Source organism: Streptomyces uncialis (assembly GCF_001905345.1).
GTDB classification, from domain to species: domain Bacteria; phylum Actinomycetota; class Actinomycetes; order Streptomycetales; family Streptomycetaceae; genus Streptomyces; species Streptomyces uncialis.
The window spans coordinates 273,444-300,042 of record NZ_LFBV01000010.1 but is presented as its reverse complement, the minus strand read 5'-3'; the positions used below and the strand labels follow the sequence as shown (position 1 = coordinate 300,042).

Annotated in this window: 27 protein-coding genes and 2 pseudogenes; 15 read left to right on the top strand and 14 right to left on the bottom strand. The window is 71.2% G+C overall.

Going from position 1 to position 26,599, the window contains the following annotated elements; genetic code table 11:
* Positions 1 to 20 precede the first annotated feature (20 nt).
* On the top strand, positions 21 to 689 hold the full coding sequence (locus AB852_RS31615) for a response regulator (protein ID WP_073793637.1): 669 nt from the start codon (positions 21 to 23) through the stop codon (positions 687 to 689).
* Between the two features lie 144 nt (positions 690 to 833).
* On the opposite strand, the gene AB852_RS31610 is transcribed toward AB852_RS31615, so the two are convergent.
* Complete coding sequence (locus AB852_RS31610) at positions 834 to 1,847, bottom strand: saccharopine dehydrogenase family protein (RefSeq protein ID WP_073793636.1); 1,014 nt, start codon at positions 1,845 to 1,847, stop codon at positions 834 to 836.
* A gap of 95 nt (positions 1,848 to 1,942) precedes the next feature.
* Between AB852_RS31610 and AB852_RS31605 the strand changes: the two genes are divergently transcribed.
* Both AB852_RS31605 and AB852_RS31600 read left to right on the top strand, forming a co-directional pair.
* The gene (locus AB852_RS31605; protein WP_073793635.1) at positions 1,943 to 2,533 is read left to right on the top strand and encodes a TetR/AcrR family transcriptional regulator; all 591 of its coding nucleotides are present in this window, start codon (positions 1,943 to 1,945) and stop codon (positions 2,531 to 2,533) included.
* A 462-nt stretch (positions 2,534 to 2,995) separates the two neighbouring features.
* Positions 2,996 to 8,839 (top strand): DUF7927 domain-containing protein, encoded by a 5,844-nt coding sequence (locus tag AB852_RS31600; protein ID WP_073793634.1) that lies wholly within the window; start codon positions 2,996 to 2,998, stop codon positions 8,837 to 8,839.
* 136 nt (positions 8,840 to 8,975) lie between these two features.
* Here AB852_RS31600 and AB852_RS31595 read toward each other — a convergent pair whose 3' ends face one another.
* The 3 genes from AB852_RS31595 to AB852_RS31585 all read right to left on the bottom strand — a co-directional run bounded on the left by AB852_RS31595 (position 8,976) and on the right by AB852_RS31585 (position 10,960).
* On the bottom strand, positions 8,976 to 9,212 hold the full coding sequence (locus AB852_RS31595; protein ID WP_073793633.1) for a hypothetical protein: 237 nt from the start codon (positions 9,210 to 9,212) through the stop codon (positions 8,976 to 8,978).
* A 75-nt stretch (positions 9,213 to 9,287) separates the two neighbouring features.
* Positions 9,288 to 10,715 (bottom strand): serine hydrolase domain-containing protein, encoded by a 1,428-nt coding sequence (locus tag AB852_RS31590; RefSeq protein WP_073793632.1) that lies wholly within the window; start codon positions 10,713 to 10,715, stop codon positions 9,288 to 9,290.
* Positions 10,712 to 10,960, bottom strand: coding sequence for a hypothetical protein (locus AB852_RS31585; RefSeq protein WP_245876990.1), 249 nt, complete (start codon positions 10,958 to 10,960; stop codon positions 10,712 to 10,714). The genes AB852_RS31590 and AB852_RS31585 overlap by 4 nt, the downstream gene beginning before the upstream one ends.
* Positions 10,961 to 11,172: 212 nt before the next feature.
* On the opposite strand from AB852_RS31585, the gene AB852_RS31580 reads away from it, so the two are divergent.
* The 6 genes from AB852_RS31580 to AB852_RS31555 all read left to right on the top strand — a co-directional run bounded on the left by AB852_RS31580 (position 11,173) and on the right by AB852_RS31555 (position 16,825).
* Positions 11,173 to 12,174 carry a GbsR/MarR family transcriptional regulator gene (locus AB852_RS31580; RefSeq protein WP_073793631.1) on the top strand — a complete coding sequence of 334 codons (1,002 nt, stop codon included), beginning with the start codon at positions 11,173 to 11,175 and terminating at the stop codon, positions 12,172 to 12,174.
* Between the two features lie 294 nt (positions 12,175 to 12,468).
* Complete coding sequence (locus AB852_RS31575; RefSeq protein ID WP_073793630.1) at positions 12,469 to 12,987, top strand: toxin-antitoxin system HicB family antitoxin; 519 nt, start codon at positions 12,469 to 12,471, stop codon at positions 12,985 to 12,987.
* An 81-nt stretch (positions 12,988 to 13,068) separates the two neighbouring features.
* Positions 13,069 to 13,914: a DUF4097 family beta strand repeat-containing protein gene (locus tag AB852_RS31570; protein WP_073793629.1), complete on the top strand. Its 846-nt coding sequence runs from the start codon at positions 13,069 to 13,071 to the stop codon at positions 13,912 to 13,914.
* A 99-nt stretch (positions 13,915 to 14,013) separates the two neighbouring features.
* A complete protein-coding gene (locus AB852_RS31565) occupies positions 14,014 to 15,045 on the top strand; it encodes an ABC transporter ATP-binding protein (protein ID WP_073793628.1) in 1,032 nt (343 codons plus the stop codon).
* Positions 15,042 to 15,833, top strand: coding sequence for an ABC transporter permease (locus AB852_RS31560; RefSeq protein WP_073793627.1), 792 nt, complete (start codon positions 15,042 to 15,044; stop codon positions 15,831 to 15,833). Before AB852_RS31565 ends, AB852_RS31560 begins: the two co-directional genes overlap by 4 nt.
* Before the next feature lie 92 nt (positions 15,834 to 15,925).
* Positions 15,926 to 16,825: an aminoglycoside phosphotransferase family protein gene (locus AB852_RS31555; RefSeq protein WP_073793626.1), complete on the top strand. Its 900-nt coding sequence runs from the start codon at positions 15,926 to 15,928 to the stop codon at positions 16,823 to 16,825.
* Positions 16,826 to 16,915: 90 nt separating this feature from the next.
* Here AB852_RS31555 and AB852_RS31550 read toward each other — a convergent pair whose 3' ends face one another.
* From AB852_RS31550 to AB852_RS31520, 7 genes and pseudogenes are all read right to left on the bottom strand, one after another.
* Entirely contained in the window at positions 16,916 to 17,125 is a 210-nt protein-coding gene (locus tag AB852_RS31550) for a DUF397 domain-containing protein (RefSeq protein ID WP_073793625.1), read from the bottom strand.
* Between the two features lie 49 nt (positions 17,126 to 17,174).
* Complete coding sequence (locus AB852_RS31545; RefSeq protein WP_073793624.1) at positions 17,175 to 17,378, bottom strand: DUF397 domain-containing protein; 204 nt, start codon at positions 17,376 to 17,378, stop codon at positions 17,175 to 17,177.
* A 55-nt stretch (positions 17,379 to 17,433) separates the two neighbouring features.
* A pseudogene (locus tag AB852_RS40305) lies at positions 17,434 to 17,625 on the bottom strand (DUF397 domain-containing protein); the annotation flags it as partial.
* A pseudogene (locus AB852_RS41095) lies at positions 17,620 to 17,820 on the bottom strand (DUF397 domain-containing protein); the annotation flags it as partial. The pseudogenes AB852_RS40305 and AB852_RS41095, both read right to left, overlap by 6 nt.
* Before the next feature lie 48 nt (positions 17,821 to 17,868).
* On the bottom strand, positions 17,869 to 18,072 hold the full coding sequence (locus AB852_RS31530) for a DUF397 domain-containing protein (RefSeq protein ID WP_073793623.1): 204 nt from the start codon (positions 18,070 to 18,072) through the stop codon (positions 17,869 to 17,871).
* 94 nt (positions 18,073 to 18,166) lie between these two features.
* The gene (locus tag AB852_RS31525; protein WP_073793622.1) at positions 18,167 to 18,376 is read right to left on the bottom strand and encodes a DUF397 domain-containing protein; all 210 of its coding nucleotides are present in this window, start codon (positions 18,374 to 18,376) and stop codon (positions 18,167 to 18,169) included.
* Positions 18,373 to 19,209 (bottom strand): helix-turn-helix domain-containing protein, encoded by an 837-nt coding sequence (locus tag AB852_RS31520; protein WP_073793621.1) that lies wholly within the window; start codon positions 19,207 to 19,209, stop codon positions 18,373 to 18,375. The genes AB852_RS31525 and AB852_RS31520 overlap by 4 nt, the downstream gene beginning before the upstream one ends.
* A gap of 106 nt (positions 19,210 to 19,315) precedes the next feature.
* Here AB852_RS31520 and AB852_RS31515 point away from each other — a divergent pair, with 106 nt between their 5' ends.
* The 3 genes from AB852_RS31515 to AB852_RS31505 all read left to right on the top strand — a co-directional run bounded on the left by AB852_RS31515 (position 19,316) and on the right by AB852_RS31505 (position 20,539).
* Positions 19,316 to 19,573 (top strand): hypothetical protein, encoded by a 258-nt coding sequence (locus tag AB852_RS31515; RefSeq protein WP_073793620.1) that lies wholly within the window; start codon positions 19,316 to 19,318, stop codon positions 19,571 to 19,573.
* The gene (locus AB852_RS31510) at positions 19,570 to 19,830 is read left to right on the top strand and encodes a DUF7848 domain-containing protein (RefSeq protein ID WP_073793619.1); all 261 of its coding nucleotides are present in this window, start codon (positions 19,570 to 19,572) and stop codon (positions 19,828 to 19,830) included. Before AB852_RS31515 ends, AB852_RS31510 begins: the two co-directional genes overlap by 4 nt.
* 340 nt (positions 19,831 to 20,170) lie before the next feature.
* A complete protein-coding gene (locus AB852_RS31505) occupies positions 20,171 to 20,539 on the top strand; it encodes a hypothetical protein (RefSeq protein ID WP_073793618.1) in 369 nt (122 codons plus the stop codon).
* Between the two features lie 235 nt (positions 20,540 to 20,774).
* Here the strand turns inward: AB852_RS31505 and AB852_RS31495 are convergent, their stop codons facing one another.
* Positions 20,775 to 22,298, bottom strand: a complete 1,524-nt coding sequence (locus AB852_RS31495) for a hypothetical protein (protein WP_073793616.1) — start codon at positions 22,296 to 22,298, stop codon at positions 20,775 to 20,777.
* A 674-nt stretch (positions 22,299 to 22,972) separates the two neighbouring features.
* Complete coding sequence (locus AB852_RS31490; RefSeq protein WP_073793615.1) at positions 22,973 to 23,377, bottom strand: hypothetical protein; 405 nt, start codon at positions 23,375 to 23,377, stop codon at positions 22,973 to 22,975.
* 167 nt (positions 23,378 to 23,544) lie between these two features.
* On the opposite strand from AB852_RS31490, the gene sigJ reads away from it, so the two are divergent.
* Together sigJ and AB852_RS31480 are read left to right on the top strand one after the other, a co-directional pair.
* A complete protein-coding gene (gene sigJ, locus AB852_RS31485; RefSeq protein WP_073793614.1) occupies positions 23,545 to 24,516 on the top strand; it encodes an RNA polymerase sigma factor SigJ in 972 nt (323 codons plus the stop codon).
* 84 nt (positions 24,517 to 24,600) lie between these two features.
* Positions 24,601 to 25,074 carry an NUDIX hydrolase gene (locus AB852_RS31480; protein WP_073793613.1) on the top strand — a complete coding sequence of 158 codons (474 nt, stop codon included), beginning with the start codon at positions 24,601 to 24,603 and terminating at the stop codon, positions 25,072 to 25,074.
* A gap of 57 nt (positions 25,075 to 25,131) precedes the next feature.
* Here AB852_RS31480 and AB852_RS31475 read toward each other — a convergent pair whose 3' ends face one another.
* On the bottom strand, positions 25,132 to 25,509 hold the full coding sequence (locus AB852_RS31475) for a VOC family protein (RefSeq protein WP_073793612.1): 378 nt from the start codon (positions 25,507 to 25,509) through the stop codon (positions 25,132 to 25,134).
* Positions 25,510 to 25,741: 232 nt separating this feature from the next.
* Between AB852_RS31475 and AB852_RS31470 the strand changes: the two genes are divergently transcribed.
* Positions 25,742 to 26,578: a helix-turn-helix domain-containing protein gene (locus AB852_RS31470; RefSeq protein WP_073793611.1), complete on the top strand. Its 837-nt coding sequence runs from the start codon at positions 25,742 to 25,744 to the stop codon at positions 26,576 to 26,578.
* The last annotated feature ends 21 nt before the right edge of the window (positions 26,579 to 26,599 follow it).

Below are 26,599 nucleotides of genomic sequence, written 5' to 3'. Positions count from 1 at the left end.
GACACTCCCAGGGGGACCCCGTGACGATCCGTGTGCTGCTCGCCGACGACCAGACGCTGGTACGGGCCGCCTTCGCGATGCTCGTGGAATCGGCGGGCGACATGGAGGTGGTCGGCCAGGCGGGCACCGGCCGGGAGGCCGTCGACCTGGCCCGCACCGCACGGGCCGACCTGGTCGTCATGGACATCCGGATGCCCGACCTCGACGGGATCGAGGCGACCCGGCTGATCGCCGCCGACGAGGACCTCGCGGGGGTGAAGGTCCTCGTGCTCACCACGTACGACACCGACGAGCACATCATCGACGCGCTGCGCGCCGGTGCCTCCGGTTTCCTGGTGAAGGACACCCGGCCCGCCGAACTCCTGGACGCGATACGGCTCGTGGCGGCGGGCGAGGCCCTGCTGTCGCCCGGTCCCACCGCCCGGCTGATCGCCCGCGCCCTGCGCGCCCCGGACCCGGGCCCGGGGCGGTCGCCCGGCCCCGAGACCCTGACCGAACGCGAACGCCAGGTCCTCGGGCTGGTCGCCCGGGGCCTGACCAATCAGGAGATCGCCCTCTCGCTCGGGCTGAGCCCGCTCACCGCCAAGACCCATGTCAGCCGCATCATGGGCAAACTGGCCGCCCGCGACCGCGCCCAACTCGTCATCGTCGCCTACGAGTCCGGCATGGTGACCCCCGGAACGCTCTGACGGCGTACCTCCGCCCGGCCGGGCCGACCCGCACCGGATGCCGTGACCATGGCGGCTGCTCCGTGAGACGTCCCAGGTCGGCTCCTCCTTTCCCGACCGGATGCCATGACCGTGGTGGCTGCTCCGTGAGACATCCAGGGCGGGTCAGCCGCCTCCAGGCGTGTCGATGAAGGTGGCGCCGGTCTCCTCCAGCCGCTGCACCGCGTAGGCCGGGTCGAGCAACGACTCGGGGGTGTGGATGCCCGGTGCGACCGCTTCGCCGCGCAGTCCGAGCAAGCGCTCGACGCCGAGGGCGATGCCGGTCGCGGTCAAGGGGCGCTGCCCCGCCGGGTGGACCAGGTAGCGGCTCGTACTGATCGGCGCACCCTCCCGGTCCGTTCCTTCGAGGTCGATCCGGACCTCGAAGGAAGCGGGTTCACCGCGGCGCCGGCCCGTGGATTCGCCGACGGCGAAGTCGAAGCGGACGTCGGGGGCGTCCGTCGCGAGGGCGAGGCTCGGTACGTCGAGGATGGCGATGCTGCGGCCGGGCAGACCGGTGCCGTCGGTACCGCGCACATCCGCCTGTGCGTCGGGGTCGGTGATCCAGTGGAAGACGCCGTCCCGGCGCACGAGTCCCGCCGTGGTGGCCGTGGACCACCGCTCCAGATCCGCGATTCCGGCGGGCCCGCCGGTGTCCGTCTCGTCCAGTACCGCACCGATCCGGATGCTGTCGACCCGGCCGAACCGCCGGGCGGTGTGCAGGGCCGCGAGGACGACGGTACCGGCGCAGTAGTGGCTGGCCACCAGGATCGGCGCGGCGTTCGCCCGCTGGGCGCCCGCGACGACCTCCGGCGCGATGTCCGTCAGTCCGCTGGAGATGCTGAGGTACGGCAGCCCGTGACGCTGCGCGTAGCGCAGTCCGTGCAGACGGTCGTCCCAGAGCGCGGCGACCACCGCCGAGTAGTGGTGGTCGGCCGGGAGGCCGAGATCGCCGCGCCGCAGATCGATGGTCGTGGCCGTGGCGGCTCCGAGTTCGTCGGCCACCCGCTGGGCGCGGTCGAGGTCACGACCCGCGATCGTCAGCGGCAGCGCCGGGTGCCATTGGCGCAGGAGGGCGGCGGCCCCCGCTCCCGCCTGGCCCGTGCCGCCCAGGATCAGTACCGATTCCGACTGTCCCACTGTGGGTTCCCCTCACATCCATGAAGCTACATTTTGTAGCCTACGTTTTGTAGCTTAGATTGGGACGGGAACGCAAGGGAGTGAGAGGGAGGGCCATGGCCGCCGCACCGACCCGTCTGTCCAAGCAGGCCAGGCGGGAGCAGCTGCTCGACACCGCCTTGGTGATCGTGCGCACCCGGGGCGCCGACGGGCTGACCCTGGTCACCCTCGCGGAGGAGGCCGGGGTGAGCAGGCCGATCGCCTACGACCACTTCGCCACCCGCCCCGGCCTGCTGCTCGCGCTCCACCAACGGCTCGACGACCGCCACCGGGCCGCGATCACCCAGGCGTTGCGGGACGCCGAGCCCAGCGCCGGTGAGGTCGCCCGCGTCATCAGCGCCGCCTACTTCGCCTGCGCCACCGACATGCCGGAGCTCGGCGCCGTCTCCGCCGCGCTGAAGGGGAACCCGGAGATGGAGGCGGTCCAGCGCGAGTCGACCGACGGCTACACGGACCTGATGGCCGCCGCGCTGCTGCCGTACTCCGGCCTCGCGCCCCAGGCCCTGCGGCTGCGGTGCGTCGGTGTGCTGGGTGCGGCCGAGGCGATCGCCGCCGAGCTGAACGGGGAGCGGGCGACCGACGGCGAAGCGGTCACCGCGCTGACCGGCCTGATCCTGGGCAGCCTCGACGCCGGGGCCGACCGTTAAGCCTTGACCCTGCCTTTCGGGCCCTGCCCTGTGAGGTGCGGCGGACAAGGCGTTCGGAGCGGCGGAGGCGGAATTCCCGACAGTGAATCGTGGACCCGTCGAACCCGCTTCTCCGGCGTGAATTCAGCCGGTTGATATGTCGATGAATTGCCGTGCGCCGCTGTCGGTCCGGGGTGCTGCCGTGGGAATAGCCGTGGTGTCCGGGGTGCGTGGCATGCGTCACAAAGCGGTTCATTCGGGAACTTGATATGTCCGTATTGGTTGATGTGATGAGATCCGTACTGTTACTGTCTGACTGATGGTCAGCTACGGAACGCGATGTTCCGGCTGTGTGCGAACTCGCGTGTCACCGCCCCAAGACGTGCTGAGCACCCCTTTCGGTCATGCGCCCGACGCCGGATCCGGTGCCTCTCCGGCATGCCTCGAAGGCAATGCCCCGCGCGTGAATCCAGGAGGAATTCGGTGGCGTACCGCAAAGGCACTCTCCGGGCGGCGATACGCAGGCGCGGCACCTTCGCCGCACTGGCCGCCTTCGCCTTGGTGGCGGGGCTGTTGATGCCCGCGATGACCGCGCAGGCGGCCCCGGGGACCGCCGTCCTCGATGTCTCCGTGGAGGCCGTCGACCCGACCACCGGGGCGCCGCAGACGACGGCTTCCTTCGGCACGCACGACAACTCCGTCGCGTACAAGGTCGGGTACTCCTGTGCCGCGGCCGACTGCGACGGAGCCACCGTGCGGATGTCGCCGTCGCAGCCCGACCCGAACGGATTGCAGGGCGAGCGGATGCTGGTCTACGCGAACTGGACGCCTCCGGCCGGGCTGCCGGACGCGTCGGTCGGCGGTACGGACGCGACGGGCAGGGCGATCAGCCTCGGCGACCTGCGCGCCGGTATGTCAGGCACGTTCCTCGTGGTCTACGGCATCAACCCGACCGGCGGCGGGGCGACGGTGACCGCGGCCCAGTACTACCCGTCCGGGTTCAAGATCCTGATGTCGGCCACCATGGACTCGACGACCGCCACCGGGCCCGCCCGCGCCGACGCGCAGCCGGTGACCTGGGCGAACAAGGTTCCCGAACCGGCCCTCAGGCAGGTGAACCCGGGATCGGTCAAGGCCGGGACCGATGTCGCCTGGGAGCTCTACATGAGCTCGGGCGCGATCACCCGCTTCGACAGCAGCAGCGTCCGGGGTTCGTCGGAGTGGGTCGGCGCCGGCAGCTACACCGTCGTCGAGAAGCTGGACCCGCGCGCGGTCTACGTGTCGAGCACCGGCGCCGGTGTGTACGACAGCGCGGCGCACACCGTCACCTGGTCGCACGGGACGAAGGACGCCCCCGACCCGGTCGCGGCGGGAGGCTGGGGCCACACCGACACCCGCAACTGGACGTCCCGCGGCAACTCCTACCCGCGCAAGGTCACCGTGAACTACCCGGCGGCCAACTTCACCGACGACCCCCGCGGCTGCGACTTCGACGAGACCGTGAGCAGCGAGATGACCGTCTCGGCCACCTATCTCGACCCGGACCGCACCACCAGGACCGCGACCCAGGTGATGAAGCACCAGGTGTCGTGCTACGCGCCGTTCGCCCGGGCGCAACTGGGCAAGGAGAGCACGTACAGCTCCTACACCGGGCAGACCCGTCTGGTGAACGTCCCGCCGGACGTGGCCGGGATGACCTGCCCCGCCCGTGGCCGCGACGACTGGAACCGGGTCTGCACCCCGGGTGCGGGCCTCGCGCCGTTCGCGGACAACGGCTTCCACTGGTCCGTGACGGCCCACAACCAGTCGAACGTCGACGGCGTCGCGGTGATCGAGGACGGCGCACTGGACCAGCCCGACGCACGGGTCGACAGGATCGAGCCCTCCGCCACGACACCCGTCGCCAAGGCCGAGTGGACGCGCAGCGACGGCGTCACGGGGACGTCGAACGGCGCGGTCAACGCCCCCGCCGGTACCTGGTTCACCAAGGCGAAGGTCACCAGCGGCGTCATCAAGGCGACGAACAACCGGCCCGGTGACACCGGAGGCACCCCGTTCCGCGTGAACTTCCACTACAAGGTCGCCACGGCCGCTCCGGTCGGAGAGACCCGGACCAACACGGCGACGGCGACGATGTCATGGCCGGACAGCGACCTGTCCGCGATGGCACTGGGCCCCGCCTCCCGCACGATCCGGTTCCAGGAGACGCCGCGGCAGCGGCCGACCGTCACGGCCGCGTTCACGTCACCCGCCACGGTGGAGGGCGGCGGTAACGCCGTCCCGGGCAGGAACGTGACGTTCGGCGTCCGCGCGACGACGTCGAACATCCCCGGCGACGTGGACATGACCCCGCAGTACGTGTTCCTCGCGCCGACCGGCTGGACGGTCAACCCCGACTCGGCCTCCTTCCCGTCCGGTTCGGCTCCGGACGGGGTGTCGTTCGACCGCACGACGAAGACCGTCGGCGGGGAGCCCCGTGAGGCGGTCGTCGCCACCTGGCCGGACGATGTGTCGTTCGGTGAGAACACGACGTGGCCGACGATGGAGGTCGTCGCCCGGCCCACCCACCTGGTGACCGCCGGTACCCGGAGCACGGCCACCGCCTGGGCGGGCGACTCCCGGCACACCTGGACCAGCACCGAGGCCACGTACGCGAACGCCGTCCAGGACGCCCCCGACATCGACGGCGACGGCTCGACGGACGAATGGTTCTCCAGCGCCGCGCAGAACGTGACGGTCTCCTCCGCCGACGGGCTGAGCGCCGTCAAGGAGATCTGTCTGCCGAACCCCGGCGCGCCCGACGGATGCGCCTGGCTGTCCGACCCCGACCAACTGGTGGGCGTCGCGCCGACGGCCACCGACATCCGCTACCGGGTCACCCTGAGGAACACCGGGAACACCACGCTCAGCGAGGTGGTCGCGTACGACGTGCTGCCGCACACGGGTGACCGGGGCACGAGCGCCGGTACCGCGTCGACCCCGCGCGGCAGCACCTTCGACGAGACGCTCGACAGCGTCCCGGACATCTCCGCGAACCTGCGGCTGGAGTACTCGGCGTCCACGAACCCCGCGCGCGCCGAGGTGAACCCGGCCGCGCCCGGCACCACCGACGACTGGGGCCCCGGCCCGGCGGGGAAGAAGGCGATCCGCGCGACGGTCACCGGTGACCTCGCACCCGGCCAGGAGGCGGCCTTCGTGTTCGTCGCCGCGGTCGCCCCGGGCACGGAGGCCGACGCCGTCGCGTGCAACTCGGTCGCCCTCGACAGCCGTCAGACGCTGCCGTCGGAACCCCGTCCGGTGTGCGCGGCGACCCAGGAGGCCGACCTGGAGGCCGGTGTCCCCGAGCGGCTGCCGTTGCAGGTGGGCCGCCCCGGAGTGCTGCCGTTCACCGTCACCCACGGCGGCGGTTCGCGGGAGACGGCCGCGACCGTGACCGTCGCGGTCCCGGCCGGTCTGACGGTCGACAGCCTGACGCCGCAGGGCTGGACATGCACCGCCGAGCCGGGCAGCGCCCCGCTCGACGGCCCGCTCACCCTGACCTGCGCGCCCGTGGACGACGACGGCGAGCCGAGACCGCTCCGCAAGGGCGTGACCACCGCACTGGACGTACCGGTCACCCCGACCACGTCGGGCCGGATCTGCGCCCCCGCCTCCGCCACGGGCCCCATGCATGACCCGCGCCCCGCGAACAACGAGGCCACGGGGTGCGTGCGGGTCGGCCCCACGACCGCCGGACTCGCGCTGACGAAGACCGACGGCCGGGACGACGTGGCCGTGGGCGAGGAGTACGGCTACACCCTGGAGGCGGCCAACCTGCTGCCCGGCGAACGGATCACCGGCGCCACCCTCACCGACACCCTCCCGGACGGGCTGGAGTTCGTGTCCGCGACCGACGGCGGCACCGTCAGCGACCAGCGCGACGCCGACGCCTTCGGCAACCGGCCCGGCGGCACGGTGACCTGGACCCTGGGCGACCTGGGCCGTGCGGGGGTCCCCTCCCCGGACGGCGACCGCACGACGGACGGTACCGGTGCCACCGCGACGGTCGAGGTGCGGGTGCGGGTGCTGCCCGGGGCCCGCGGCGCGGTCGTCAACTCCGCCCGCGTCACCGCCCCCGACCCCGCCGACAGCGGGCGGACACTGACCGCCGACGCCTCGGACACCGACGCGGTCCGCTCCCTGACCCTGACCAAGGTGTCGGGCATCCCGTCCGCCGGGGTCAGCGCCGGTGACACCGTCACGTACACGGTGACGGCGACGAACTCCGGGACGGCCGACCACACGCTGTCCACCCCCGCCGTGCTCACCGACCATCTGGACGGAGTCCTGGACGACGCGTCGTTCGTGACCGGCTCCGCGTCCGTGACCACCGGCGGCGGCCCCTCCGAGCCCCTGCCCGACCCGTCGGACGGAGTCCTGCGGTGGGCGGGCGCCCTGGCGGTCGGCGACACCGTCACCCTCACCTACCGGGTGCGCGTCGACGGCCACGGCGACGGCGACCACACGTTGCGCAACACCGCGTACGGCGCCGACGAAGGAACCGTCTGCGACAGCACGGCCGGCCGCGACGAGGACGGGGTGCCCTGCGCCACGACCACCGACGGCTTCGCCCCGCTGCTCGCCAAGTCGGTCCGCTCGGCCGGGCAGCGCGACGACGGCCGCTGGACGGTCGTCTACGACCTGGCGGTCACCAACCCCGACCCGCACCGCCCGGCCCGCTACGACCTCGCGGACGACCTCCGCCCCGGCGCGGGCATCGACGTGACCGGCACGAGGGTGAGCGCCCCGGACGGCGTCACCGGGAACGACGACTGGAACGGCACCGGCGAACTCGCCACGGACGTGGAACTCCCCGGCGGCGCCACCCACGAGTGGGCCGTGACCGTCACCGCCGACGCGCACGGCACGGCCGGAGCCGCCCCGGGGCTCTGTGTCGACGGCGCCGCGGGCGGCTTCGCCAACCGCGCCACCCTCACCCTCACCGACGGCTCGCAGCGGACCGCGGACTCCTGCGCCGCCCCCGCGAAGCCGACCGTCACCAAGACGGTCGACGGCGCGCCGCGGCGCAACGCCGACGGCACCTGGGACATCGGCTACGTCATCACCGTCACCAACGAGTCGCGTACCGCGGCCGGCGGTCTCGTCCACAAGCTGGACGACACCCTGTCGTTCCCCCGGGGCGTCCGCGTCCTGAAGGTGACGGCCGACAGCGGCGGCGCGACCATGAACCCGCGCTTCAACGGCGGCCTCACCAAGGTCGGCGACGCCACGGTCACCCCGGACACGGCCCTGTTCACCGGCACGGACCGGGTTCCGGCGGCGACCGGCGACGGCCCCGGGACACGGGAGTACCGGGTGACGGTCACGGCGCGGTCGGACGCGATGTACCTGACCGCCGAGGACGTGGCGTGCGGCCCTGAGGGAGGCCGGGGTTACGGCAACTCCGTGTCGCTGACCTCGACGGACACGCTCGTCGGCCGGGCCACCGCCTGCGCCGCGATCACCGTCCCGAAGCTCCACTTCACGAAGACCGCCGACACCTCGGGCCCGGTGCACCCGGGCGACACGGTGACGTACACGGTCACGGCCCGCAATGTCGGTGACGCGGACTTCGTGGCGGGCGACCCGGCGGGCGTCGAGGACGACATGTCCGACGTCCTCACCCACACCCGGTTCAACGGCGACGCGAAGGCCACCGCCGGGAAGGTGGTGATCGGTGACGCACGGATGCTGTGGTCGACCCCGGTCAGGGCGGGCGGCACCGAGACACTCACCTACTCGGTCACCGTCAAGAAGGTCACCGGCGAGGGCGCCCGTATCGTCAACGGCCTCTCCCGGATCGGCGTCACCCCCGACAAGGACCCCGGCCCCGACCCCACGCCCACACCTGGCACGAACCCGAGCGGTGCGCCGAGCGGCGGGTCCGGCGGTAGCGGGAGTGATGGCGGGAGCGGGAGCGGGAGCGGTTCGGGTAGCGGCAGCGGCTCGGGCGGTGCGTCCGGTGGTTCCGGCAGTGGCGGGTCCGCGAACGGCGGCTCCGTTGAGGGTGGTTCCGGTAGCGGTGCGAACGCCGGTGCGGTCGGTGGCTCCGTCGGCGGTGCGGCCGGTGGTGCCGGTGGGCGGCCGGGGGAGTGTCCCGCGCGGGCGTCCGCCGTCCCCGGTCAGAACTGCGTGGTCACGACGGCCGTGACGCCGAAGCCGTCGTCCTGGCTCGCGAGCACCGGGTCCGACCTCGTCGCCACCGCACTCGTCGCGGGCACCGCCTTCCTCGGCGGCGCGGCACTGCTGATCACCGCCCGACGACGCGCCCACCGCGCCAGGCCCTGACCTCCGCTCTCCCGTCCACCTCGCTCCCGCGACCCCTCAGGGCCCGCCGCCCCCGGACCTCCCCGCACAGGGCCAGGTGGGTTCGGGTGCGGAGGCCTGGGGAGCGGTGCGCCGGGGAACCGGGCCGCCCGACGGGTCAGCCATGGCGGCGCGCGAGCGCGTCACCCGCCGCCCCCACCGCGACACCGAGGATGACCATTGCCGCGTAGCTGTACGTCTCATATCCGTCCACCGTGAGATAGCGGACGAATCCCATGAAGTGAATCCAGCCGAGCCACTCGCGCAGCAGCCCGCTCGCGCCGCCGACGACCAGGATGAAACAGATCAGTCCGGTGAAGACGGTCAGGGGGGAGTTGGGGGTGGAGGAAGTCATGGCTCGAATCTAGGCAGGCGTCGCCACTCCCCGGAACGGGCTCGGGGTGGTGGTCCGTCGACCGAAGTCGGTGGTTCACGGCGCGGGCTCGTACTTAAGTCGCGGAGCCGTCCGGGGAATCGGGCCGGGGCTCGTCCTCGGGTGCGTCCGGCCGTTGGTGTGGAGGTACCGGGCGGTGCCGTCCGTGAAGTCGTGGAGCGCGACCGTCCGGGTGTCCTCCAGCGGGTCGGTCGGCGGCATCAGGAAATGCGTTCCGCTGATCGGGAGCAGTTCGTGGCGGACGCGGTCGGGCTTTTGGAGGAACGCGGCCGTCGTCGGGTCGAGGTCCAGGGTCACGTACAGCCTTCCGCGCTCGCCCGACACCTCGTACCGTGCGCCGGGCCGTTCGTAGACGCCCGTGTACCGGGACGGGTCGAGGTCGAGGGCCGGGTCCGGTACGGGCGGGCCGGGGACGGTGGCCGTGCCGAGGCCGGTCAGGATCTCGTGGAACACCGCCCGGAAGAAGCTCTCCCGGGGTCCGCCGTTCGTCAGCATGACGACGGCGGTGCCGGAGTCCGGCAGGAGCCGCAGCCGGGCGTGCTGGCCGATCGTGCTGCCGTCGGACGCGTAGACGGTCTCACCGTGCCAGTCGCACACCATGAGACCGAGCGCCCACTGCGGCCCGAACAGATACGGGTCCGGCACCGGCACCCGTGAACTCCTCATCTCCCGGACGCTCTCCGCCGGGACGACGCGCCTTCCGTTCGGCGCGATGCCTTCGTGGAGGAGGACATGCGCCAGGGCGAGCGTCTCCCGGGTCGTGGAGGTGATGTTGCCGCCGGGGCCGAAGGCGCGCGGCAGATGGTCCACCGGTGTGACGAGGGGGCCTTCCGCCAGGGAGCGGATCAGGTGCCCGGTCGCGGCCCGGGTCGCGTCGACCTGTTCATGGCGGGTGTGCGTGCTGGTCAGGCCCATGGGGTCGAAGAGGCGGTCCCGCATGACCTCGTCCCAGGGTTTGCCGTCCCGTACCTCCAGGACGCGCGCGAGGATCGCGTAGCCCAGCGCCGCGCTGTATCCATGGGTACTGCCGACCGGGAAGACCTGGGTCGCGCCGGCCGCGTTCCCGACCATCCGCTCCAGGACGTCGTCGCCCTCGCCGGGATCGCCGTAGGACTCCTCGGTACCGCCCGTGTGGTGCAGCAGGTGGCGTGGTGTCACCTTGGCGGACGCCTCCGGATCGGCCACCGTGAAGCCGGGCAGCCATGTCCGCACCGGCTCGTCCAGATCCGCCTTCCCTTCGGCGACCAGCTGCATGAAGGCCAGCGCGGTCCATGTCTTGGTCTGGGAGCCGCACTGGTAGACGGTGTCCGTCGTCACGGGCTGCCGCGTCTCCACGTTCCTGACGCCTGCCGCGAGTTCGGTGATCCTCCCGCCGTGGAGCACGCCGATCGCCGCGCTCGGTATCCCGTACTCCGCCAGCAGTTCGGCCAGCCGCGCCTCGATCCGCGGTACGTCGACCGTCATCGCGGGAGACCGACCGCGTTCGCGGCGTCCGCCTCGAAGTACTCCGTCGTGGCGTAGGCACCGGCGTGCGCCTCGAAGAATTCCCTCACCCCGTCCACGGAGTCATGGCTGATGATGTTCACCGCCTTGGCCCCGCCCTTGCTCGCCACCGCCAGCGTCCATCCGGCGCCCTGGGGGAGTCCGGCGTGTGCCTTCTTCAGCCCGCTCCAGAACTTGTCGTCGTCCGACACGGTCGACACGGCCATCACCTGCATCATCTGCGCCCTCTCTTTCCGGATGGCGAAAAGCTACGTTGCGTTTTGGTCCGGGTCAACGAAAGGTGGCATGGAAAGGGCAGGTAAACGCCAATCGTTGCAACGGAGTTGCGATTGAATGCAACTGTTCGGCCGTGCCCGCGAGGGCCGTTGCGATGTGCTGTCGCTGAACGCAGTTGAACGCAAGGGGAAGAGGTGTTCCGGTGCCGGGAGGCAGGCTGACCCATGAGGACCGGTGTCTGATCGCCGGGTGGCTGGCCGACGGGCTCGGGTACGCCGAGATCGGCCGGCGGCTCGGCCGTCCGACGTCCACGATCAGCCGCGAGGCCGCCCGCAACAGCGCGCCGGGCGGCTACCTCGCCGACCACGCCCAGGGAGCCGCCGACCTCCGCGCCCGCCGGAGCGGACCGGCGCGACCGGTCCGGCCCGGACCTGCGGCCGACGAGAGGTTGTCGGGGGATGGTGCGTCGCCCGGGGGTGGCCCGTCGTCCGGGGAAGGGTGGTCGTCCGAGGGCGGGCGGTGGTCCGGCGAGGTGCGCGCCTTCGTGGACCGCTTCGCGGGTCTGCTGGCCGCGACCGGCCTGCCCCGGATGACCTCCCGGGTGTTCGTCTCCCTGGTCACCGCCGACGCCGACGGTCTGACGGCGGCCGATCTGGTGCGGCGGCTCCAGGTCAGCCCGGCGTCGGTGTCCAAGTCGATCGGCTCCCTCGAAGCGATGGAGCTGGTGGTGCGCCGGTCCGATCCCGGTCGGCGCCGAGAGCGGTATCTCATCGACGACGATGTCTGGCTCCGGGCGTGGCAGGCCGACACCGGCGCGCACGGCGAGATCGCGACCGCCGCGCTGCGGGGCGCCGAGCTCTTCGGCGCGGACACGACGGCCGGGGGACGGCTCGACAGGATGGGCCGGTTCTTCGCCCGGCTGAGAGACCAGATGCGCGACAGCACCCTCGCGGACGCCGTCGCGTACGACGTGCTGACCGTGCTCGCCGCCCTGGTCCACTCGGGTCGGCCGCTCACCCTGGACGCGGTGGCCGCCGCGCTCGGCTGGCCCCGGCACCGCGCCGTCGCCGCCCTCGACGCGCTCCGGCGGCGGCCGGACCTCGCCGACCCCCTCGCCCTGCGGACCGTCGGACCCGGGACGTACGCCGTCACCGCGAGACCGGACCGTCTGACCCCGGCGCAGCGCGAAGCGCTGGAGAGGTGACCCGCGCGGAGCGTGGCGATACTTGGCGCCGCATGGCGTCACGTATCGCCGCATGGCATCACGTGGCACCTCATGGCGTCATGTGGCGCCACGTGACGCCATGCGGTGCCACGTCGCCGCGCCAGGTGCTGTGTGACATCACCCGGCGACCGTGTGGTGCCATCGCTTCACGCGCCTCCGCAGCGCTGCTGACCTGCGGTTATGCGACCGGGGCGTGAGGGGGGAACCTGTCTCGCCCTGCCGGTGGCACTCCTGGACTTGCGGATGGCGCCACTGTGGTGCCATGATGGCGTCATGGACCTCACGCCGTACGTCGAAACACTCCGCAGGGAACTGGCGGTGGCCGCCGAAGCCGGGGGTGACGAAGCCCGCGAGCTCGCCGAGCGGCTGACCGCTCCGCTGGAGTCGGCCACCCGTCTGACCCTGCTGAACGTGCTGTCCGCCGCCATGGACGAGATCACCCGTGAACTCGCCCCCGGCTCGGTCGACGTACGACTGCGGGGCCTCGACCCCGACTTCGTGGTGGTGCTGCCGCAGCACGAGGAGCGCACCGCGCCGCACGAGGCGCAGCCGCCCGCACCGCTCCCGGCCCCGGCCTCCGCCGACACCGACGAGGGCGGCACCGCCCGCGTCAATCTGCGGCTGCCGGCCCACCTCAAGGCGCGCGCCGAGGAGGCCGCGAGCCGCGAGGGCCTGTCGGTCAACGCGTGGCTGGTGCGGGCCGTGTCGGCCGCGGCGGACGGCGGCGCCCGGCCGCGGCCGGCCGAGAGGTCCCGCACCGTCGGACAGAGCTTCACGGGCTGGGTGCGCTAGCCGCGCCCACGCCCGCCCACTTCACACCCATCACGTCCCACCAGCGGGGACGGCCCACGGACTCATGAGGACGGGACAGCCATGCCTTCTTTCGACACGCCCGAACCCATCTCGGCCAACGCTCACGTCTCCGCCGGTTCCATCCAGTTCACCGCGGCCAAGACACTCGAAACGGTCGTCGAGGTACGGCCCCGCGACCCGAAGCGGAGCCAGGACGTACGGGCCGCCGAGCAGACCGAGGTGACGTACGTGAGCGGCACCCTGACCGTCAGGACGCCCAAGGCGCGTTACCTCGTCGGGCCCTCCGGCACCGTCGATGTGACGGTCGAACTGCCCACGGGCTCGCACCTCGACGTCACCGGCGCCTGGGTCCAGGTGCTCGGTGAGGGGCGGCTCGGCGAGGTCCGGGTGAAGAGCTCGTCCGGTGACGTCCGGCTGGACACGACCGGCCCGCTGCACCTGACCGCCGCGCACGGCTCGATCACCGTCGAGCGGGTCGACGGCTCCGCCGAGATCACCACCAGCTCCGGCAGTCTGCATATCGGCACCGTCGACGGCCCCGCCGTACTGAAGAACTCGCACGGCAGCACGACCGTCGGCAGCGTGACCGGCGATCTGCGGGTGAGGGGCTCCAACGGCGACATCACCATCACCCGCGCCGAGAGCTCGGTCGCCGCCACCACGGCGCACGGCACCCTGCGCGTCGCCGATGTCGCCCGTGGCACCGTCCAGTTGGAGACCGCGTACGGCGCCATCGAGATCGGCATCCGCGAGGGCACCGCCACCTGGCTCGACGTCAGCTCCCACATGGGCCAGGTGCGCAACACGCTCACCGCCTCCGCGAGCCCCGACGAGTCCGAGGACACCGTCGAGGTCCGCGCCCGTACGCGCCACGGGAACATCGACATCCGCCGCGCCCGCGTCTGAGCCCCGCCCTTCCCCGGCGCGCTCCACCTCTCCACCTCTCCACCTCCCCCTCCGTCCCCACCAGCCCCCGATCGGGAGAGCCACATGGCTTCATCTGTCATGCCCACGCCCAGGCGCGGCACCAGCAAGGACCAGCCCACCGCCGTCTCCGCCACCGGCCTGCGCAAGTCCTACGGTGACAAGCTCGTCCTCGACGGCGTCGACCTGCACATCCCGGCGGGCAGCGTCTTCGCGCTGCTCGGCCCGAACGGTGCCGGCAAGACCACCGTCGTCAAGATCCTCTCCACGCTGCTCTCCGCCGGTGAGGGCTCCGGCGGCATCCGCGTCGGCGGCCACGACCTGGCCACCGACCCCCAGTCGGTCCGCGCCGCGATCGGTGTCACCGGCCAGTTCTCCGCCGTGGACGGCCTGATCACCGGCGAGGAGAACATGCTCCTCATGGCGGACCTGCACCATCTGCCCCGGCGGGAGGGGAAGCGGGTGGCCGCCGAACTGCTCGCCCGGTTCGGCCTGACGGAGGCCGCGAAGAAGCCCGCCTCCACCTACTCCGGCGGGATGAAGCGGCGGCTCGACCTCGCCATGACCCTCGTCGGCGACCCGCGGATCATCTTCCTCGACGAGCCGACCACCGGCCTCGACCCCCGCAGCCGCCACAACATGTGGCAGATCATCCGCGAACTGCTCTCCGACGGCGTCACCGTCTTCCTCACCACCCAGTACCTGGAGGAGGCCGACCAGCTCGCCGACCGCATCGCGGTCCTCCACGACGGCAGGATCGCCGCCGAGGGCACCGCCGACGAACTCAAGCGGCTCATCCCCGGCGGACACATCCGCCTCCGCTTCGACGACCCGGCCGCGTACCGCTCCGCCGCCGTCGCCCTGCGCGACGCCACCCTCGCCCCGGCTCCCGGCCCCGCCCGGCCGGGGGGCGCCCCCGACGACGAGTCGCTCACCCTCCAGATCCCCAGCGACGGCACCCAGCGCGAACTGCGCTCCCTGCTCGACTGGCTGGACTCGATCGGCGTCGAGGCCGACGAGCTGACCGTGCACACCCCCGACCTCGACGACGTCTTCTTCGCCCTGACCGGCGGCAGCGACGCGACCGACCAGACCAAGGAGACCGTCCGATGAGTGCCCTCTCCCTCGCCGTGCGCGACTCGTCCACGATGCTGCGCCGCAATCTCCTGCACGCCCGGCGCTATCCGTCCCTCACCCTGAACCTGCTGCTCAGCCCGGTCGTGCTGCTGCTGCTCTTCGTCTACATCTTCGGTGACGTGATGAGCGCGGGCATCGGCGGCGGCGGCGCGGACCGCTCCGACTACATCGCCTACATCGTCCCCGGCATCCTGCTGCTGACCATCGGCAGCACCACGATCGGGACGGCGGTGTCCGTCTCCAACGACATGACCGAAGGCATCATCGCCCGCTTCCGCACGATGGCGATCCACCGCGGTTCGGTGCTCGTCGGGCACGTCGTCGGCAGCGTGGTGCAGTGCATGATGAGCGTGATCCTCGTCGGGGCCGTCGCGGTGGCCATCGGGTTCCGGGCCCAGGACGCCACCGCCCTGGAGTGGCTGCTGGCGCTGGGACTGCTGACACTGGTCGCCCTGGCCCTCACCTGGATCGCGGTCGGCATGGGCCTGATCAGCCCGAACGCCGAGGCCGCCAGCAACAACGCCCTGCCGCTGATGATCCTGCCGCTGCTGTCCAGCGCCTTCATCCCGGTCGACACGATGCCGGGCTGGTTCCAGCCGGTCGCCCTGTACCAGCCGTTCACCCCCGCCATCGAGACCCTGCGCGGGCTGCTGCTCGGCAGCGGGATCGGCCACAACGGATGGCTCGCCGTCGTCTGGTGCGTGGGCCTCGCGCTCCTCGGCTACTTCTGGTCGACCTCGAAGTTCAACCACGACCCGAAGTAGCCGGCCATGACGGCCGGGTCGCTCATCCGGTGACACGCCGCCACGACGGAATCCCGTCGTGGCGGCGTCGCCGTTGATGATTGGCTGAGGCGATGGACGACTTCGAGATCGACGAAGGACTGGTGCGCGCACTGGTACGGGAACAGCACCCGGACCTGGCGGGACCGGACGTACGTGAGGTCACCGGCGGCTGGGACAACCAACTCTGGCGCCTCGGGGAGCAGTTGGCGGTCCGCATCCCCCGCTCGGAACGCGCGCCCGCCCTCCTGCGCAAGGAGCACCGCTGGCTCCCCGCCCTGGCCCCACACCTTCCGCTGCCCGTCCCGACCCCCGTGCGGATGGGCCAACCGTCCGCCCGATTCCCACGCCCGTGGACCATCGTGACCTGGGTCCCCGGCACACCGGCCGACCACGCCCCCCTCAGCCACGACAGCGCGGCCGGTACCTTGGCGGACTTCCTCGAAGCACTCCACACGGAGGCGCCCCCGGAGGCACCGGTCAGTCCGGACCGCGGCGTTCCCCTCAAAACGTTCCACGGGACCGTCGAGAAGATACTGGAGGAAGTCGCCGCCTCCGGGACGCCCGCCGCTGAACTCGACCGTGTCCAGGCCGTATGGGACGACGCCCTCGCGGCGCCCGAATGGGACGGCCCGCCGCTGTGGCTGCACGGCGACCTCCACCCGGCGAACGTCGTCACCACGGACGGCACACTCGCGGGCGTGATCGACTTCGGTGACATGTGCAAGGGCGACCCGGCGGTCGATGTCGCCGCCGCGTGGGTGCTGCTGCCCGCCGGTTCGGCCGCACGGTTCTTCGACACGTACACCCGCGCGGACGAGGCGATGATCCGCCGCGCCCGGGGCCTGGCCGCGGTGAAGAGCCTCGTCCTCATCCGCATAGGCCAGGCCGGCGACCAGGGCCTGCCCGGCGGCAAGCCGACCTGGGGCCCGGCGGGCCGGACCGCGCTGGACCGCACGCTGGCGCCGCTCTAGGAGGCTGCGGCCCCCGCGTGGGACGGGCTCCCCCGGGCTCCGCTCGGCGCTGGGTCCGAGCGGGGCTCGTGTGCGCGGTGCGCGGGTGGTTCAGAGCGCGCCGAACTCTCCGGTTTTGACTCCGGCCACGAAGGACGTGAACGCGGTGGCGGGGATGTCGAGTACGGGTCCGTCCGGGTTCTTGGAGTCGCGGACGGGGACGATGCGGTGGGCGGCGGCGAGGTTGGCGGCGACCTCGACGCAGGCGCCGCCGTTCTCGCTGTAGGAGGACTTGAACCAGCGGGGGAACTCGGTTGCCATGTGGGTCCTTACATTGGCAGGACGGGCCTCCCGGCCCAGGAAGCGAACTTCAGCTCACGTCGGCGCGGCGGGCGAGTGCCACCAGCCCGGTGAACGCGCGCGGGGTGAGTGTCAGGACCGGACCGCTGGTCTGCTTGCTGTCCCGGACGGGGACGATCGTGCAGGTGGCGACGAGGTTCGTGGCGACCTCGATGCAGGCGCCGCCGTTCTCACTGAAGGAGGATTTGTACCAGCGAGGAGACTCGGCCGTCACTGGGGTGTCCTTTCGCCGTGCGGATTGGACGGGATTCTCTTGGTCGGGGCGGACTTCAGCTCACGTCGATGGTGCGGGCGAGTGCCACCAGCCCGATGAACGCGTCCGACGTGAGTGTCAGGACGGGGCCGTCGGTCTGCTTGCTGTCCCGGACGGGGACCACGCCGTGCGAGGCGACGAGGTTCGTGGCCACCTCGACGCAAGTGCCACCGTTGTTGCTGTACGAGGACGTGGACCAGCGGGGCGATCCTCCGGCCTTGACTCCGTTGACGAAGGACGTGAACGCGGTGGCGGGGATGCCGAGTACGGGACCGTCCGGGTTCTTGGAGTCGCGGACGGGGACGATGCCGTGCGAGACGGCGACATCGGCGCCGACTTCGATGCAGTCGCCACCGTTGGAGCTGTGCGAAGACTTGTACCAGTGCGGGGACTCGGTCGTCATCGGTGTCCTTTCGCGGGTTGGACGCGGGCCTAGGGGCCGGGACGGACTTCAGCTCACGTCGGTGGTACGGGCGAATGCCACCAGCCCGGTGAAAGCGCTCAGGGAGAGCGCCAAGACCGGGCTGTCGGTCTGCTTGCTGTCCCTGACGGGGACTACGCCGTGGGAGGCGACGAGGTTGGTGGCGACCTTGATGCAGGCCCCGCCGTTGCTGCTGTACGAGGACGTGAACCACTGCGGGGATTCGACCGTCACTGGGTGTCCTTTCGGAACTTGATGACTGGGCAACGGGTCGAGCCCCGCTCGGCGCTGGTTCGAACGGGGCTCGTGAGCACTCTGTGCGGGCGGCTCAGAGCGATCCGAACTCTCCGGCCTTGACTCCGGTCACGAAGGACGTGAACGCGGTGGCGGGTATGTCGAGCACGGGTCCGCTCGGGTTCTTGGAGTCGCGGACGGGGACGATGCCGTGGGTGGTTGTCAGGTTGGCGGCAACCTCGATGCACTGGCCGCCGTTGGCGCTGTACGAAGAAGTGAACCAGCGGGGGGACTCGGTCGTCACGGAATGCCCTTTCGGATCTGGCTAATCATGGTCACGGACATTGATTGGGATGGTGCTTCGGCCTGTAGTTGATGGTAGGCGCCCAGTAGGGGCAGCACGAACTTGTTGTCTCGTTCGAGGTGTCCTCGATGTGCGGACTCGGCGTACGACATGAGAGACCGGTCAGCGAGCGTCAGTACGGTGATCGGCAAGTTGAACGGTCTGCGGTCACCCATAGCGAAAGTCGCCACCTGGAGAACGGTGTTCGGGAGCGCGGCGAACTCGACCAGCCGCGCCAACTGCCCGTCCATGACGTCAGGTCCACCGATGGGTCGCCGAATGCAGCTCTCGTCCAGCACCACGAAGACTAGGGGTGGTGTCCGCCGGATCAGGGCGGCTTGGCGTTCCGCGATCAGTGCGGTTCGCTCCCGTGCTTGGTCGTCTGTGATCGCCCCCCGCTTGACCTCGCTCGCTACCAGTGCCGTCGCGTACTCCGGCGTCTGGAGGAGTCCAGGCATCACGCCTACTTCATACAGCCTGATCTCCGCTGCCCGAGCCTCGTACCCGACGAACTCCGGAAAGCCTTCCAACAGGCTGCCGTGCCGGATCTCCCCCCAGGCGCGTTCGAACGACTCTGTAGTCCCATCGAGTTCGAAGGCTGAGTCAAGACTGCGCGAAAACCGACGAGTCGGGGACTTACGTCCGGTTTCAACGGCTGAAATATGCGTGCTGGAATATTCCATCCGATCGGCCAACTCGTCTTGCGTCCAGCCGCGTCGCTCGCGTGAGCTGCGCACCTGTGCCCCGAATGCTGCTTGGGGTGATGCGTCTGGGTTCAACTCCTTGCGGTTCAAAGGCGATCACTGACCTTTCGTTCCTATCGGACAGGTTGAACAGCTCCCAACTCTAGGCAACGCTGTGCCCCCTCAGTAGTGGATCGGCTACACAGAGGAGTGGTCCATGCCTGGCAAATTCGTTCGATCGGAGCAGCCGGAATCACCGCCCGTTCCGGAGATCGGCACGCTCCTGGTGGATGTATCGCGGGACCAGGTCGGTGAGTTCCGGGGCGAGTGGTGCGGCTGGTGGTGCTTGCGGCCCGTGTGCGGGGGCACCGAGTGGGCCGTCAGCCCGGGGGACACGCAACTGGCGGGTCCGGAAGAGCGGTTGCGCGCCGAGACCGCCCGCGCCAACGCGCGAAGCCGGGGTGAGCTGCTGTGATCCGCGCCCGCTATCGGCACGTGCGGTGGACGAGTACGCCGAACGTCACCGCCCACGCGCCCCCGACACTGCACCTGTTCCGCTGCACGACCAAGGACAGGTCCGGCAACCCGTGCGGTGCGGAGTCAGGGGAGTCGGAGGAGTTCGACACCGCGCAGGTATGGAAGTTCCGCCACCTGCGGGACCACCAAGGCCACACCGAGTACGAGCAGGTGGTCCGCCGCGCCTGGCACCTGGTGCCCGAGGACTCCCGCTGAACGAGCGGCGCGAACCGTTGCCGCAAGTGCGGCGCACCGCAGAGCTGACCCGGAGCACGCAAGGGGAGGGGCGCCGCGAGTTCACGGCGAGTGCGGGGGAGAAGGACCCAGCGGCGAACAACGCCCGATTCCGGCAGCTGCTCGCCTTTCCGCACGGATGAGATCCCGGATGGGAGCGGATGCCTGGCGCGACTCCTCGCCCTGACACCGCCCCGGACGCACCGACCGGACCGGCCCCCCATCAGCCGCCATCCGGACAACGAAGAGAAGCGCCCCGACAGATCGCTCGAACGGTCCGCCGGGGCTCGCCGCCACAGCTTTCTGAGGAGCTGAACGACGTATGCGTGATGCTATCGCCCGTGCCCTTGTACGGGTGCTGAACGTCCTCCCCTGGACCCGGCGTACCCGTCCCGGACGCCACAGTGCCGGACACCTCGCAGTCCGGACCGGGCCCGTCCCCTTGGTCATCTGCGCCGCCCGTACCCCGATCCCCGTACACGTCCTGGCGCGGTCCGTCCCGTCGCCGTGGGGGCACCGCGTCCCGCCGTATCTGCGGGACTGGATCGGGGAGCAGGAGGAGCGCGAGCGGCAGTACGAGCGGCGGGCGGCGGTCGCGGCGGCGACCCTCGGGGTGGACCTGCCGTTCACGTTCGACGGCTCCGACGTGACCAGGGCCGGGGTCAGGGCCGGGGCCGGGATGCCCGCATGACGTACGACGGCCTCTTCCCCCAAGTGCCCCCGGTGCGCGGTGAGCACTGCTGCCTGTGCGGGCGTTGGACCATCGCCCCGGTGGTCATCGGGTACGGAAGCATGAGCGGGAGCGTCAGCGTCACGCACCACGTGTGCGCCGAGCACGTCCACGCCCGGGGCGCGTGCACCGCCGACCACACCCAGCGCGGTTGGCCGCGCGTCGGCCAACGCCCACCCGCCGAACGAAGCGACGGCTAATCCCTGACCTTGAGGTGGCGCATCCGGGTCGCGCCGTTGCTGTCGGTGCCGCCGGCCTCGGCGTTGGTGATCTTGCCGCCGGTGAGGACGAACATCAGGTGCAGACGGACCGTCCGGGGGCCGGAGGTGACCGCGTACTCGGTCATGATGTGTGTGGTTCCGCCGTACTGCTGCTGCCTCGCCGCGTTGATCACCGCGATCTGGGTGAAGCTCGTCAGAAGGGTGTCCGTGGTCTCGTCCCTGAGCCAGCCGATGATGTAGCCGCTGCCGCCCGTGGCGGAACCGAGCGCGTACCGTACGTCGCTGTCGATGTGGTACACCCCCGCTTCCGGGAGCACGATGTCGGACTCGGGGATCGGTACGTCGGTGCCTGTCCGGGCCAGGAGGTCGGCGTGCTGCCTCTCCGCGTTGCGGAACGCGCTCACCGGGGTGAGGCGGGCGCCGATCCGCCACCTTTCGGGGCAGCCGGGCGTCCCGGTGACATCGATGTCCACGGACCGCTGGGTGCTGATGTTGCCGCCAGGGGCGATACCCGTCAGGTCGATCCGTGGCACGAGCAGCCCGCCGGTGGTGTTCCGTGCGGCGTTGCACGGGGACGGGTCCAGGGCGGGTGTGTCGGGCGCGTACAGACACCCGTCGCTGCCCCGGGTGATGGCGTTGCCCCGGTCCGTGGAGACGCACGGAGGGCGGGCGGTGGCGCAGCCGTCCTGGCAGGAGGCGACCGGGACGACCGGCGGGACCGGGGCGTAGGGGATCGAGCCGTCCAGGGTGTCGGTCGTGCAGGTGACCGCGCCGTCGCAGTCACGGCAGGTCGTACGGAGGAACGGCCTGCCGCAGCCCGGGGCGGACGCCTGGACGGTAAGGACGAAGCTGTCGACGGTCCACTGCTTGGGGCCGACCCGGCAGGTGTCGTCGTTGCCTGTCTCCAGGTTGAGCTCGACGACGACCCTTCCCGCGAGGACATCCGCGAGGGGCACGGTGGTCGGTGGGATGACGCCGTTGTCGTCACCACCCGCCGGCAGATCGGGTGGGCCCAGGAGATCGGTGCGGATCGGGGTCGTGCCGTTCCACAGGGCGAAACGGCCGTAGAGCTGACAGGCGGTGTTCCTGCCGTCGTTGTGGACATGGACCGAGGCGCTGACGGTGACGCTGGTGGGATCGCCGCGCAGTGTCGTGGGGTCGATGTGCACGACGCCGGCGAGCCAGGTGTGCTGGCCGTTGTGCGTTCCGTCGTCGGCCGGGAACGTGCCCGTGCCGCTGTTCAGGATGGTCTGGGCGACGACGGGGTCCACCGCTGCGTGGGTGTTGGCGATGGTGTAGTACGGCGTCGGGTCGGTGCTGGTCGCGGTCGCCGTGACCCGGTACGGCGCGGAGTCGCGCAGGGGGGTCGTCTCGCAGTGTTCGCTCGGCTTGGAGCCGGTACAAGCGACCGGGGGACAGGGGGCGGGCGGACAGGCCGGCTTGGAGGGCCGGCAGCCGCCGATGACGAGGGGGGACTGCCCACATCCGCATGCACTCATGGGTCAACTCCTGCTGTGGGGTGGAGTGGTGGCAGTGGCAGCAGCGCTTTGCCCCGCGCCACTTCGGCGCGGCTGGGGCACGAGGGGGTGGTCCGGCTGGCTCGTCGGCCGGAACGGATGAAGGGCGAGAGGGCCCGCGCGTTGAGGCATTCCGGCGGACCTGAAGTCGGTGGCCGCGTGACCGGACGGCGGAAGAGGACCGTCCGGTGGACGCTCACCTGGTCGTGGCCGACATGACGTCGATCGCCATCCGGCTGCGTGTTCCCGCAGCCGGTCGTTTCCTTGGGGTGGGAGACAGAAGCGGCCGTGTTGGCCCTTCTTCGCGATGCCGCTACTGGTACCGGGCGAACCGCGTCGGGCGCTGGGACACAGGAACCTGAAGCTCAGTCACTTGTCGTCTTCGGTCTACTTCGTAGCCCTTCCTAATATACTGTTTCATGATCTGTCGGGCATTACCCCGTTAGAGTGGCCGACTTCACCGTCATGGCCGTGGCAGAGCGGCCACATTTCTGCTGGCGCGAGCCGGGAACGGCTGACCGGTCGGGCCCCGTTACCCCCGGATCCCCGTGCCGATCGTCCGATGACCTGTACCGCGTGCCACGACGCCGAGTCCCGATGACGGAGCCGACGGCCGACGGAGCCGACGGAGCCGACGGCCGATCGTCGCGCGGCGGCTACGACCGGGTGCCGACGCTCTGCGACCGCCTGGCCGACAGCACCTGGACCAGCGCCAGCACGCTCAGGCCGAACATGAGGATGCCCAGGGGGACATGGAGGGACGTCACGTGCGCGACGCCCGACGCCACCTGGACCGAGGCGAGTACCAGGAACCCGGTCGCGTACAGGATCGGGCGGGGCGGGCCGCCGCCCGGTCGCCACGTCAGGATCGCGGCGATCACGTACAGCATCGACGCGGCGTACAGCACGCGTGATCCGACGTCGTGCAGGGCGTAGCCGTGGGACGAGGACAGGAGTATCCCGGCGGTGACGGTCTGGAAGAGCAGGGCCAGGGTCTGGAGGGATATCGCGGCCTGGAGGAAGGTGTGGCTGCGGTGCCCAGTCGTCGTCCGTGCGGCCATGGCTCGGTCCCTTCTTCGCCTCGCGGCGGCGGATCGGTAGTGTCTCGGTACTCCGACGACGTGGGCTCGCGGGATGTGAGGCGGGACGCCGGAGCCACGGTCCGGTGCGGTGTTCCGCCGAGGCGGGAGCGGGAGCGGCCGGGACGAACCAGGGAGAAGACGCGACCATGAGCAGCCCGTCCAGCAGCCCGTCCAGTACGCCGTCCGAGCCCGTGCGTGAGTGGTCCGAGCCGACCCTGGGCGTGGTCGTCGGTGAGCGGCGGCGGCTGATCAACATCGGTTACCGGCTGCTCGGTTCACTGGCCGAGGCCGAGGACGCCGTCCAGGAGACGTACGCCCGCTGGTACGCGCTGTCGCGGGAGCGGCAGGAGGCAGTCGAGTCACCGGGTGCCTGGCTGACGACGGTGGCCACCCGTGTCTGTCTGGACGTGCTCGGCTCGGCGCGGGTCCGGCGCGAGCGCTACGTAGGGGAGTGGATACCCGAGCCGCTGCCCGACCGTACGGAGTGGATGAGCGGGCGCGCGGGCGGCGGCGGGGCGGGGCCGGCCGACCCCGCCGACCGGGTCACCCTGGACGAGTCGGTGAGCATGGCGTTCCTCGTCGTGCTGGAGTCGATGACACCGGCCGAACGCGTGGCGTTCATCCTGCACGATGTCTTCCGGTACCCCTTCGCGGAGGTCGCGGGGATGGTCGGCCGGACACCGGCCGCCTGCCGTCAGCTGGCGGCCTCGGCCCGCAAGCGGGTGCGTGCCGCGAAGGCCCCGGCCGTTCCGGCGGCCGGGCAGGCCGGTGTGGTGCGGGATTTCAAGGAGGCGTGGGAGGCCAAGGACATCGAGGCGCTGGTCGGTCTTCTCGACCCCGGCGCCACGATGATCGCGGACGGCGGCGGACTGGCCGGCGCCGCCCTCCGCCCGGTCGAGGGCGGCGAGCGCATCGCGGAGTACCTGATCCATATCGCGGCCAAGGCCCCCGGGCTGACGCTGCTGGAGCGGACGGTCAACGGCCGCCCCGGCCTGGTCGCCCAGCACGACGGCGTCACCGTGACCGTGGCCGCGTTCGGTCTCATCGGCGGCCGGGTCACCCACATCTGGGCCGTCCGCAACCCGGAGAAGCTCCAGGCGTGGAACGAGCGGAGCTGACCGGCCGCCGCCACCCCCGTCCCGGCAGCCGGGCGCACCTCGGCGGACGGACCGCCGCACCGCACTTCGGGTAGCGTCCGTCGGATGAGTTTCCGGCCGGCGGCGTACGCCGTGTGCGTCGAGGACGGGCGGGTGCTGCTCGTCGCCCACGTACCGGCGAAGGGTGGGATCAACTGGACGCTTCCGGGCGGCAGGGTCGAGCAGGCTGAGGATCCGTTCGACGCGGTGATCCGGGAGGTCGCGGAGGAGACCGGTTGCGAGGCGGTGGTCGAACGGCTGCTGGGCGTGGACTCCAGGATCATCCCCGCCGCTGAACGCGCCGTCCCCCGTGGACCGGAGCACCAGAACGTCGGCGTCTTCTACCAGGTCCGTGTCACCGGCGGCAGACTCCGGCCCGAGCCGAACGGTGCGACCGCCGGGTGCGTCTGGACCCCGTTCGCCGAGGTCGCGGGCTTGCGGCGGTCATCGCTGGTCGACATCGGCCTCGACCTGGCGCGGACCCTCCCGGCGACCGGCCATGTCGCTCCCGTCCCGGTAGGCGGCCTGATCCAGCACTGATCCCGTAGCGAGACGGGGCCGCCACCCAGGACCGCGGCGCATGGCCACGGGTCGGCGTCAGTGGCGCACCAGGCAGAACGGGTGGCCCGCGGGGTCCGCGTAGACCCGCCAACCCTGGTCCCCCGGGCCCGCGTCCAGCAGCCGTGCGCCCAGCGCCAGGACTTCCCGTTCTGCCCGGTCCAGGTCGGGGACGCCGAGGTCGAGATGGAACTGCTGGGGGCGCGCCGGGTCGGGCCACGCGGGCGGACGATGATCCCGTACCCGCTGGAAGGCGAGGACCTGGCCGCCCGGGGTGTGCACGGTCGACCAGTCACCGTCCACCGCCCAGCGGGGGTCCGGCCGGTCGACCGTCCCGCCGAGCAGCGCGGCGTAGAACGCGGCGAGCCGCGCCGGTTCGGGACAGTCCAGCACCACGCACTGCAATTCCGCGATCATGCGCCCGATGGTAGGGCGTCACGGTTTCCCGTTCCGGAAAGAGGAACCTCTTGCCCCCGGCCCCGGCGGGCCGGAAGCATGGGACGAGGCAGCCCGGGACCACGGCAAGCACCGCCCGCGAAGGGCGGTGCGGTGAGGGGAACGCTCATGAGGGACAGCGGCACAGCTCGCACCGAGCGCATGCCCTGACTCACGCCGTGCCGTTCCCGGACCGGTGGACAGAGGACGCCGAGTGAACCGTTCAGAGCTTGGTGTCGCGCTGCGGGTGCTGCGGAACGCTTCCGGGAAGGCGGGGAAGGCGGTGGCCCGTGGCGCTGTCATGTCCCAGAGCAAGCTCAGCAAGATCGAGACAGGGAAGCTGTCGCCGAGTGCTGACGACGTCGATCGCATCCTGACCGCCATCGGCGTCTCGGACGACGTCAAGGCGGAGTACATGAACGCCGCGCGCGCCGTCGCCACGGAGGCCACGGCGTGGCGCCTGATCCAGCGTGCGGGGCTCCACAAGGCGCAGCGGCAACTCCAGGCCGTAGAGGCCAGGATGAGCCTTCTGCGGCTGTTCCAACCCGTGCTGGTACCGGGTCTGCTCCAGACCCCGGAGTACATGCGCGCGGTCCTGTCCCGTCACGAGGATCTGTCCGAGGAGACGGTCCGCCGGACGGTCGCCGCGCGACTTGAACGGCAGGAGGTGCTGTACGACGAGACCAAGACGTTCCGGTTCGTGATCACCGAACCGGTACTACGCTGGCTGATCGTTCCGCCCGTGGTCCTGGCCGGTCAGCTCGACCGGCTGGCGTCGTTGTCCCGCCTGCCGAACGTGGACGTGCGGGTCGTGCCGCTGGCCGGGCGGAAGCATGACTTCCCGAACCACGCGTTCGTCATCCGGGACGACCGGGCCGTGACCGTCGAGACCGTGCACGCGGAAGTCGTCGTGACCGACCCCCGGGACGTCGCCCTGTACGTCGCGAAGTTCTCCGGGTTCGCCCGGCACGCCATGGGCGGCGACGAGTCGACGAGACTGCTGGAGTCCGTCAGGGACGAGCTGTCGCGAAGCCGGGAAGGCGACCAGTAGTCCGACGGCCGGGTCCCGCCG